The 10,360-nt window shown below is 70.6% G+C and carries 6 protein-coding genes; all 6 read right to left on the bottom strand.

Features of this window, described 5'->3' with window-relative positions:
- Window positions 1–116: 116 nt before the first annotated feature.
- Entirely contained in the window at window positions 117–1,508 is a 1,392-nt protein-coding gene (locus tag AB0M59_RS45770; RefSeq protein WP_364628240.1) for a class II 3-deoxy-7-phosphoheptulonate synthase, read from the bottom strand.
- 163 nt (window positions 1,509–1,671) lie between these two features.
- A complete protein-coding gene (locus tag AB0M59_RS45765; protein ID WP_364628238.1) occupies window positions 1,672–2,760 on the bottom strand; it encodes an alpha/beta hydrolase in 1,089 nt (362 codons plus the stop codon).
- A complete protein-coding gene (locus AB0M59_RS45760; RefSeq protein WP_364628236.1) occupies window positions 2,682–2,987 on the bottom strand; it encodes a hypothetical protein in 306 nt (101 codons plus the stop codon). The genes AB0M59_RS45765 and AB0M59_RS45760 overlap by 79 nt, the downstream gene beginning before the upstream one ends.
- A 158-nt stretch (window positions 2,988–3,145) precedes the next feature.
- A complete protein-coding gene (locus tag AB0M59_RS45755; RefSeq protein WP_364628234.1) occupies window positions 3,146–4,033 on the bottom strand; it encodes a peptidase in 888 nt (295 codons plus the stop codon).
- Between the two features lie 157 nt (window positions 4,034–4,190).
- Complete coding sequence (locus AB0M59_RS45750) at window positions 4,191–5,699, bottom strand: glutamate synthase subunit beta (RefSeq protein WP_364628233.1); 1,509 nt, start codon at window positions 5,697–5,699, stop codon at window positions 4,191–4,193.
- Window positions 5,692–10,245 carry a glutamate synthase large subunit gene (gene gltB / locus AB0M59_RS45745; protein ID WP_364628231.1) on the bottom strand — a complete coding sequence of 1,518 codons (4,554 nt, stop codon included), beginning with the start codon at window positions 10,243–10,245 and terminating at the stop codon, window positions 5,692–5,694. The genes AB0M59_RS45750 and gltB overlap by 8 nt, the downstream gene beginning before the upstream one ends.
- Window positions 10,246–10,360 lie beyond the last annotated feature (115 nt).

Here is a 10,360-nt window from a genome sequence, read left to right as displayed (position 1 = left end):
AGGCCACTTCAATCCGGAGCTTGAGGACGCCGGCGTCGCGCCGTCCTAGCGTTCCCCGAGGGGGAACCGGAGGGGGACACGCACCGAACGCCACATTGGGGCGCTGGGGGCCGGGGTCAGCCGCGGAGCATCTCCGCGACCAGGAACGCCAGCTCCAGCGACTGCTGCGTGTTCAGGCGCGGGTCGCAGGCCGTCTCGTAACGGCCGGACAGGTCGATGTCCGAGATCTCCTGGGCGCCGCCCAGGCACTCCGTGACGTCCTCGCCCGTCAGCTCCACGTGGATGCCACCCGGGTAGGTGCCCAGCTGGTTGTGGACCTCGAAGAAGCCCTGGACCTCGTCGACGATCCGGTCGAAGTGGCGGGTCTTGTAGCCGGTGGACGACTCGTGCGTGTTGCCGTGCATCGGGTCGCACTGCCAGATGACCTTGTGCCCGGACGCCTCGACGCGCTCGACGATGCCCGGCAGCACCTCGCGGACGTTGCCGTTGCCCATCCGCGCGATCAGCGTCAGCCGGCCCGGCTCGAAGCGCGGGTCGAGCCGCTCGACGTACTCCACGGCCTGCTCGGGCGTCGTCGTCGGGCCGATCTTCAACCCGATCGGGTTGGCCAGCAGCTCGGCGAACGCGATGTGCGCGCCGTCCAGCTGACGGGTGCGCTCGCCGATCCAGAGGAAGTGCGACGACAGGTTGTACAGCTTCGGGTTCGCCGCGTCGGCGTTGTCGAGGCGCAGCATCGAACGCTCGTAGTCGAGCAGCAGCGCTTCGTGGCTGGCGAAGATCTCGGTGGACTGCAGCGACGTGTCGGTGACGCCGCACGCCGACATGAACCGCAGGCCGCGGTCGATCTCGTTGGCCAGCGCCTCGAAGCGCTGCGCCGCCGGCGACGCCGAGACGAAGTCCTTGTTCCAGTCGTGCACCTGGTGCAGGTCGGCCATGCCGGCGCCGGTGAGGGCGCGGACCAGGTTCATCGCGGCGCCCGCGTTCGCGTAGGCGCGGATCATCCGGCCGGGGTCCGGCACACGCAGCTCGGGCTTCGCGACCAGCGAGTTGATGATGTCGCCGCGGTACACTGGCAGGCCCAGCGCGTCCGTCGCGGCCGACCGGGGCTTCGCGTACTGGCCGGCGATGCGCCCGACCTTGACCACCGGCAGGCTGGCGCCGTAGGTGAGCACGACCGCCATCTGCAGCAGGGTGCGCAGGTTGGCGCGGATGTGCGGCTCGGTGTTGGACTCGAACGTCTCGGCGCAGTCACCGCCCTGAAGCAGGAAGGCCTCGCCGCGGGCGACCATGGCCAGCCGGCTCTTGAGGCGGTCGATTTCGGCCGGGACCGTGATCGGCGGCACGCTCTCCAGGACACCGCGGACGCGATTGGTCAGCTCGGGATCCGGCCACTCCGGCTGCTGCGCGGCCGGAAGAGCGAGCGCCTTGTCGAGGCGGGCCCGCAGTTCGGGCGGGAGCGGCGGCAGTTCGGGCAGCGTGTCGACGGGGACGTCCACAGTCCAGTTCACGAACACCAGGATAAGGTTCCCGCCCCACCCCGCTTCGCCCGGTTCGCCCCCTGACTGGCAGATCCCTCGATGTGGGCTCTCGGACGCCCCCGGTTTGCGCCGCCGAGCTGGGGACTTGCTCCGATCGGCCGGCCAGGAGTCCGCACGGCGGGAGAACCACGGCTCATCGACCGGACGGGCAGGAACCGTCCGCCGCGGGGAAGACCCCGTCCCGCAGGTAGCCCAGCACCACGGCGTTCCCGCAGGCGTTGTCCCGCGTGAAGACGCCGTGGCCGCCCGCGTCGACCGTCACCATCCGCGCCCGGTTCCCGAATGCGACTCGCGTTTCCCGCGCTCCCGACAGCGGGGTCGCCGGATCGCGCAGGTTCTGCACCAGCAGGACGTTCGCCGGGCCGGGGCCGCCGACGCGCACCGGCGGTTCGGTGCGCTCGACCGGCCAGAACGCGCAGGGGTTCACGTTCGCCGCGGCCGGGCCGAACATCGGGTGCCGCACCCGTTCGCGTTCGACCGCGCGCTGGTAGTAGCCGACCTGCTCGGGCCAGCCGGAGTCGTTGCAGATCACCTGGAGCTGCAGCGCCGCGCGGGTGTCACCGTCGAGCGGGCCGGCCGCGGCGCGCGCGGGGCCCGCCCATTCCGCGGCGAGGGTGGGGAAGGACGCGTCGTCGTAGAGCCCGTTCCACGTGTCCGAGCGGAACTCCGGGCCTCTCGCGGCGGCCAGCTCGAAGAACTTCGCCGTCACCTGCGCCGGGGTCCGCCCCAGGTGGTAGGCGTCGTCGCGGGCGGCCGCCCAGGCGGCGAAGTCCGGGAACCGGTCGTCGAACCCTTCGGCGAAACGCTGGTTGGCGCGGACGTCGAGGCCACGCGGGCCGAGGACGCTGTCGAGCACGATCCGGTCGCCGCGGCGGGGGAACATCGACGCGTAGGCGGCGCCGAGGTAGCTGCCGTACGAGAGGCCGTAAAAGGAGGTCTTCCGCTCCCCCAGCGCTTCCCGGATCCGGTCGAGGTCGCGCGCGGTGTTCGCGGTCGTCATGTGCGGCAACAGGTCCGCCGTCACCGACTCGCCGCACTGTTTCGCGACAGCACGCGCTTTCGCCGCGGTGGCGACGACGTCACGCGGGTTGTCCGCGTAGGGACCGAGCACAGCGCCGCGCTGCTCGGGTGTCATGGCACACGTCACCGGCGTGCTGTAGCCGGTGCCGCGCGGGTCGAAGCCGATGACGTCGTAGGCGTCCGGGAGGCCGGACCCGCCCATCCGCTGCAGCAGCTGGGCCGGCAGGCGAGCCCGGGGCTGCCCGGGCCGCCGGGGTTCATCAGCAGCACGCCGCGGCGCTTGCCCGGGACACCGGCGTGCCGGGAGAGGGTCAGCTCGATGGTGCGGCCGCTCGCGTCGGCGTAGTCGAGCGGCACGCGCAGGGTCGCGCATTCGAGCCCGGCCGTGGGCGACGGCGACATGCCGTAGTCCGGGCAGGCGTCGTCCACTCGAGCCGCGGTGACGCGTCCGCCGGCAGCGCGGCGAGCAGGGGCAGGAAAGCCAGGAGTACCACCGTTTTCCGCATGGCCTGAGCCTGCCCGGACGCGACCGCGCGGGCGTCAGCCCAGGAGACGGACCCGCGAGTCCTCCCCCGGGCTGACGGCGGTCACGCGGCTTGCGCGCGGTTGTAGAGGTTCTGCGCGTCGGTGCCGAAGTACGGCCCGAACATGTAACCGGGCAGGAAGGTGTAGCCGAAGCTGTTCACCGAAGCCTGGACGCCGGACCCGGTGCTTTCGTTGAACGACAGGAACCACGGCCCGCCGCTCGAGCCGCCGGTCATGTTGCAGTTCATGGCGTGGTCCTTGGTCAGCAAGAAGTCGGTGAACGTGCTGCCGCTGCAGTAGATCAGCTTCGTGCCGTCGTAGGGCGCCGCGGCCGGGTAGCCGAAGGTGTACATGCTCTGGTTCTTCGGCTGGTTGAAGGCGATGCCCTGGGCGCCGACGACGTCGGTGAGCCTTTGCCCGTTGAGCGGGTTGACCACGGCCATGCCGACGTCGTAGTTCATGTCCTCACTGGCTTCCCACTGCGGCGTGGTCAGCGTGGTCTTGGCCGCCCACTGGCCGTAGGGCGCGTTGCCGTTGTCGTAGCCGGGGACGAAGGTCCACTGCGTGTGCCAGGTGCCCTGGTACTTCACGCAGTGGCCGGCGGTGACGACGACGCTGCCGTTGGTGCTGGTGACGGCGTCACCGGAGCAGGAGGCGTTCTGGCCGTTGAAGACGAAGAACACGCGCCCGGCGGTGTGCGTGATCTGGCCGCCGCCGGTCCAGGCGCCGCCGCCGTTGGGGATGCTCTGAATGATCGCGCTCCGCCCGCGCTCGACGTCCTTCGGTGTGAACGCGGGGGCTTTGACGAGGTTGTCCATCGGGATGGCCGCCCGCATGGCGTCGGGCGTCCAGAAGGGTTTCGGCGCGGCCTGGGCGGGCATGCCGACCAGGGCGAACGCGAGGGCAAGGACCGCGGTGACGACCGCTGCTCGCAACGATGTGTGCTTCAAGACGCCCCACCTTCCGCGAAAGTGAATTGTCGCAAAACCGGCACAGCTACTCGAAAGTAGTTGTCCGTGCACGCAGAGCACAGCCACCGTTCGGCCCAAAAGCGAAACCGTCGAAGGCCCCCTCACCAGCGGCGAGGGGGCCTTCGGACGCGAGAACTCAGACGACGGCGAGCGGCAGCGCCGTCGGGTGGACCGGGGCCGGGAGGTCCGACGCGCCCGTCAGGAACGCGTCGACGGCGTTGGCCACCGAGCGGCCTTCCGCGATCGCCCAGACCACCAGCGACGCGCCGCGGTGGGCGTCACCGCAGACGAACACCCCCGGGGTCTCCGTCTGCCAGTCCGCGCCGCACGACAGCGTGCCGCGGCGGGTCAGCGACAAGCCGAGACCCTCGAGCAGCGGCATCTCCTCGACGCCCTCGAAGCCGATCGCCAGCAGGACCAGGTCGGCCGGCAGCGTCTCGACCTCGTCGTTGACCGGGATGACCTCGCGGCGGCCGGTGGACGGGTCCTTCTGGACGCGGACCTGCTGCAGCTCGACCGCCGTCACGCGGCCCTCGGCGTCGCCGACGAACTGCTTCACCGCGACGGCGAACTTCCGCTCGCCCGCTTCCTCGTGCGCCGGGTAGGTGCGGAGGATGTACGGCCAGGTCGGCCACGGCGACCGCTCGTCGTCCCTTGTGGACGGTGGCGTCGGGTACTGGTCCAGCTGCGTCACCGAAAGCGCGCCCTGGCGGGTGGCGGTGCCGTAGGAGTCGGCGCCGGTGTCGCCGCCGCCGATGATCAGGACGTGCTTGCCCTTCGCGTCGACCGACGGCGGGCCGTCGCCCTCGACGAACTTGTTGGCCGGCACCAGGTGTTCCATCGCCAGGTGGACGCCGGTCAGCTCGCGGCCCGGGGTCGTCGTGTCGTCACGGCCGCGCAGCGCGCCGACCGCGAGCACGACCGCGTCGTACTGCGCGCGCAGGTCGTCCACCGAAAGGTCGACGCCGACCTCGCAGCCGGTGACGAACTTGGTGCCCTCCTTGCGCAGCTGCGCGAGGCGGCGGTCGAGGACCTTCTTCTCCATCTTGAACTCGGGGATGCCGTAGCGCAGCAGGCCGCCGAGGCGGTCGTCGCGCTCGAACACCGTGACCTCGTGGCCGGCGCGGGTCAGCTGCTGGGCGGCGGCGAGCCCGGCCGGGCCGGAGCCGACCACGGCGACGCGCTGCCCACTGGCCACTTCGGACACCTGCGGCTGGACGTAGCCCGCTTCCCACGACTGGTCGGCGATCGTCTGCTCGACGCGCTTGATCGCCACCGGCCCGCCCGAGGCCGGCGAGATGGACAGGACGCAGCCCGCCTCGCACGGCGCCGGGCACAGCTTCCCGGTGAACTCGGGGAAGTTGTTGGTGGCGTGCAGCCGGTCGCTCGCCGCGGCCCAGTCGCCGCGGCGGACCAGGTCGTTCCACTCCGGGATCAGGTTGCCCAGCGGGCAGCCGGAACCGCCGGAGTGGCAGAACGGGATGCCGCAGTCCATGCACCGCGACGCCTGCTTGCGCACCTTTGCGTTGCGCTCGCCCGGGTCGACGTCCGCGTAGACCTCGCCCCACGAAGAAAGCCGTTCCTCATAAGACTTCTTGGGGGACTCTTCGCGGTCGTACTTGAGAAATCCGGTCGGGTCAGCCACGAGCGGCCTCCATGATGGCTTCGTCGACGTCGCGGCCGGCGGCCTTCGCCGCCTTCGCCGCGTCCAGGACCCGCTGGTAGTCACGCGGCATCACCTTGGTGAACGCCACGGAGCGGCGCGGCCAGTCGCCGAGCAGCGAGGCCGCCACCGCGGAGCGGGTGAGATCGTAGTGCTGTTGCACGGTTTTCTTGAGCCAGGCCAGGTCGTCCGCGGTCGGCTTGAGCAGGTCCACCATGTCCTGGTTGACCTTCTTGCGGTCGACGTCGAGCACGAACGCCATGCCGCCGGACATGCCGGCCGCCAGGTTCCGCCCGGTCGGGCCGAGCACCACCGCGCGGCCGCCGGTCATGTACTCGAAGGCGTGGTCGCCGACGCCCTCGGCGACGACGGTGGCGCCGGAGTTGCGGACGCAGAAGCGTTCGCCGACCTGGCCGCGCAGGAAGATCTCGCCGCCGGTCGCGCCGTAGGCGATCGTGTTGCCCGCGATCGTCTGCGCCTCGGCGGCGAAGGACGCTTCCGGGTCGGGACGGACGATGATCCGGCCGCCGGAAAGACCCTTGCCGACGTAGTCGTTCGCGTCGCCGACCATGTCGAGGGTGATGCCGCGCGGCAGGAACGCGCCGAGCGACTGGCCCGCCGACCCGGTGAGCAGCACGTGGATCGTGCCCTCGGGCAGACCGTCCCCGCCGTAGCGGCGGGTGATCTCCGACCCGAGCAGCGTGCCGACGGTCCGGTTGACGTTGCGCACGGGCAGTTCGAGCCGCACCGGGTGCGCGTCCTCCAGCGCCGCCTCGGCGAGCTGGATGAGCGTGCGGTCCAGGGCGTGCTCGAGGCCGTGGTCCTGGCCGCGGGTGCGCCGCTTCGCGCCGCCGTAGGGCGTCTCGGTCGGCATCTCGAAGATCGGGGACAGGTCCAGCCCGGACGCCTTCCAGTGGTCGACGGCCTCGTCGGTGTTCAGCAGCTCGGCGTGGCCGATCGCCTCGTCGAGCGTGCGGAAGCCCAGTGCCGCCAGGGTTTCGCGGACCTCTTCGGCGACGAACTTGAAGAAGTTCACGACGTGCTCGACCTGGCCGGTGTAGCGCTTGCGCAGCTCGGGGCTCTGCGTGGCGACGCCGACCGGGCAGGTGTCGAGGTGGCAGACGCGCATCATGATGCAGCCCGCGACGACGAGGGGAGCCGTCGCGAAGCCGTACTCCTCGGCGCCGAGCAGCGCCGCGATCACGACGTCGCGCCCGGTCTTCATGGCGCCGTCCACCTGCACGGTGATCCGGTCGCGCAACCCGTTGAGCAGCAACGTCTGCTGGGTCTCGGCGAGACCGATCTCCCACGGCGTGCCCGCGTGCTTGAGCGAGTTCATCGGGGACGCGCCGGTGCCGCCGTCGTGGCCCGAGATGAGCACGACGTCCGCGTGCGCCTTGGACACGCCCGCCGCGACCGTACCGACACCCAGCGAGGACACCAGCTTCACGTGGATGCGGGCGTGCTCGTTGGCGTTCTTGAGGTCGTGGATCAGCTGGGCGAGGTCCTCGATGGAGTAGATGTCGTGGTGCGGCGGCGGGGAGATGAGGCCGACGCCCGGCGTCGAGTGCCGGGTCCGCGCGATCCACGGGTACACCTTGTTCGGCGGCAGCTGGCCGCCTTCGCCGGGCTTCGCGCCCTGCGCCATCTTGATCTGGATGTCGTCGGCGTTGACGAGGTACTCGCTCGTGACGCCGAAGCGGCCCGAAGCGACCTGCTTGATCGCGCTGCGGCGCTCGGGGTCGTAGAGCCGCTCGGGGTCCTCGCCGCCCTCGCCGGTGTTGGACCGGCCGCCGAGCCGGTTCATCGCGATGGCCAGGGTTTCGTGTGCCTCGGCCGAAATCGAGCCGTACGACATCGCGCCCGTGTTGAAGCGCTTGAAGATCGCTTCGGCGGGCTCGACCTCGTCGAGCGGGATCGGCTCGCGGACGCCGTCGCGGAAGGCGAACAACCCGCGCAGCGTGCCACCCTCGCGGTAGAGGCGGTGCACCTCGTCGGTGTACTTGCGGTAGACCTCTTCACGGCCGGTCTTGGACGCGTGCTGCAGCAGGAACACCGTCTCCGGCGTGAACAGGTGCAGCTCGCCCTCGCGGCGGTAGGCGTACTCGCCGCCGGTGTCGAGTCCACGGTGGACGCGCTCGGTCGGGTTGTCCGGGTAGGCGCGGCGGTGCCGGACCGCGACCTCTTCGGCGAGCACCTCGAGACCGACGCCGCCGAGCTTCGACGACGTCCCGGTGAAGTACTCGTCGAGCAGGTCCTGGGCCAGGCCGAGGGACTCGAAGACCTGGGCGGCGGTGTACGCGCCGACCGTCGAGATGCCCATCTTGGACATGATCTTCAGGACGCCCTTGACCAGCGCCTGCACGTAGTTGCGGATCGCCCGGCCGGACTCGATCCCGGTCACCGCGCCCTGGCCGATCATGTCTTCGATGGTCTCGAAGGCCAGGTACGGGTTGACGGCGGCGGCGCCGTAGCCGAGCAGCAGCGCGATGTGGTGCACCTCGCGCGCGTCCCCGGACTCGACGACCAGCGCGACACGCAGGCGTTCCTTCGTGCGGACCAGGTGGTGGTGCACCGCGGAGACCAGCAGCAGCGACGGGATCGGCGCCATCCGGTGGTCGGAGTCGCGGTCGGACAGCACGAGCGTGCGCGCGCCGGCGGCGATCGCCTCGGACGCCTCACGCCGGACGCGCTCGATCGCCGAGGCCAGCGCCTCGGCGCCGCCGTCCACTTCGTACAGTCCGGAAAGGACACTGCACGCGAAGCCCGGGAGGTCGCCGTCGTCGTTGATGTGGATGAGCTTGGCGAGCTCGTCGTTGTCGATGACGGGGTACGGCAGCTTGAGGTGGCGGCAGGACGCGGGTCCCGGGGCCAGGAGGTTGCGCTCCGGGCCCATGATCCGCGCCATGCAGGTGACGAGCTCTTCGCGGATCGCGTCGAGCGGCGGGTTGGTCACCTGCGCGAAGTTCTGCTTGAAGTAGTCGTAGAGGAGCCGAGATCGCTGGGACAGCACCGCGGGCGGCGTGTCCGAACCCATCGAGCCGATCGGCTCGGCGCCCTTCTCGGCCATCGGCGCGAGCAGGATCTTCAGCTCTTCTTCGGTGTAGCCGAAGGAAAGCTGGCGGCGCAGCACCGAGTCGTGGCTCTGCACGACGTGGTCGCGGTCGGGCAGCTCGGCGATCTTCAGCAGGCCCGCGTGCAGCCAGCCCTCGTACGGGAGCTTGCCGGCGAGCGCGGACTTGACCTCTTCGTCGTCCACGATCCGGCCGGCTTCGGTGTCCACGAGGAACATCCGGCCGGGCTTGAGGCGGCCCTTGGCCACGACGTCCTTGGGGGCGACGTCGAGGACGCCGGCCTCGCTGGCGAGCACGACGCGGTCGTCGGCCGTGCGCCACCAGCGCGCGGGGCGCAGGCCGTTGCGGTCCAGGACCGCGCCGACCAGGGTGCCGTCGGTGAAGGTGACGCACGCGGGGCCGTCCCACGGTTCCATCAGGCTGGCGTGGAACTGGTAGAACGCGCGGCGCTCGGGCTTCATGGTGGCGTGGTTCTCCCACGCCTCCGGGATCATCATCAGCACGGCGTGCGGCAGCGAGCGGCCGCCCAGGTGCAGCAGCTCCAGGACCTCGTCGAAGGAAGCGGAGTCGGACGCGTCCGGCGAGCAGATCGGGAACAGCCGGGACAGGTCGCCGTCGAGGAGTTCGGATTCCAGCAGCGCCTCGCGGGCCCGCATGCGGTTGCGGTTGCCGCGGATGGTGTTGATCTCGCCGTTGTGGGCCACGAACCGGAACGGGTGCGCGAGCGGCCACGACGGGAAAGTGTTGGTGGAGAAGCGGGAGTGCACCAGCGCGATGGCGCTTTCCAGCCGCTCGTCGCGCAGGTCGGCGAAGAACGCCGGCAGCTGTTCCGGCGTCACCATTCCCTTGTAGACGATCGTCCGCGAGGACAGCGACGGGAAGTACGTGCCACAGCCGGAGTTCGCGCTTTCGTGCTCGACGCGCTTGCGCAGGCAGAAGGCCAGGCGGTCGAGTTCGATGCCCGCTTTTCCTTCCGCCGCCACGAAAAGCATGGCGAAGTGCGGCATGACCGAGCGGGCGGTCGGGCCGATGTCCGCACGGTCGGCGTCCACGGGGACTTCACGCCAGCCGAGGACCTCCAGTCCTTCCTCGACGGCGATGCGTTCCGCCAGCTCGACGGCCTTGCGGCGCTGCTCGGCGTCTTCGGGCAGGAACGCGATGCCGGCGGCGTAGGCGTGGTGGCCGTGCTCGTCGGGTCCGGGAAGTGCGAAGCCGGCTTCGGCGCGCAGCAGCGTATCGGGCAGCTGCAGCAGGATTCCGGCACCGTCGCCGCTGGTGGGTTCGGCGCCGGCGGCGCCGCGGTGGTCGAGGTTGGTCAACGCGGCGAGGCCGTCGGTGACGATTCCGTGGGAGCGCCGCCCGCGGATGTCGGCCACCATGGCCACACCGCAGGAGTCCTGTTCGGTCTCGGGGTCGTAGAGACCCTGCTTGCCGGGGATGGCGGAGAAGATCATGAAGGGACCTCCTTCGTCGTCTTGTCGTGCGGGGCCGGGCTACCGGCCGGGGAGCGCACGGGACGACGATGGCCCGCTTGTTAGCGCGACTTTAACACCTGGGAAACAAGCCAGC

The sequence above is a fragment of the Amycolatopsis sp. NPDC051371 genome (genome assembly GCF_040682155.1).
Lineage (GTDB): Bacteria > Actinomycetota > Actinomycetes > Mycobacteriales > Pseudonocardiaceae > Amycolatopsis.
This window is presented reverse-complemented; position numbering and strand designations above follow the sequence as displayed.

Bases quoted from the DNA above. Each gene is read 5' to 3' on its own strand.
- AB0M59_RS45765 (WP_364628238.1), bottom strand. From the start codon at position 2,760: ATGGGCGGGTCCGGCCTCCCGGACGCCTACGACGTCATCGGCTTCGAC.
- gltB (WP_364628231.1), bottom strand. From the start codon at position 10,245: ATGATCTTCTCCGCCATCCCCGGCAAGCAGGGTCTCTACGACCCCGAG.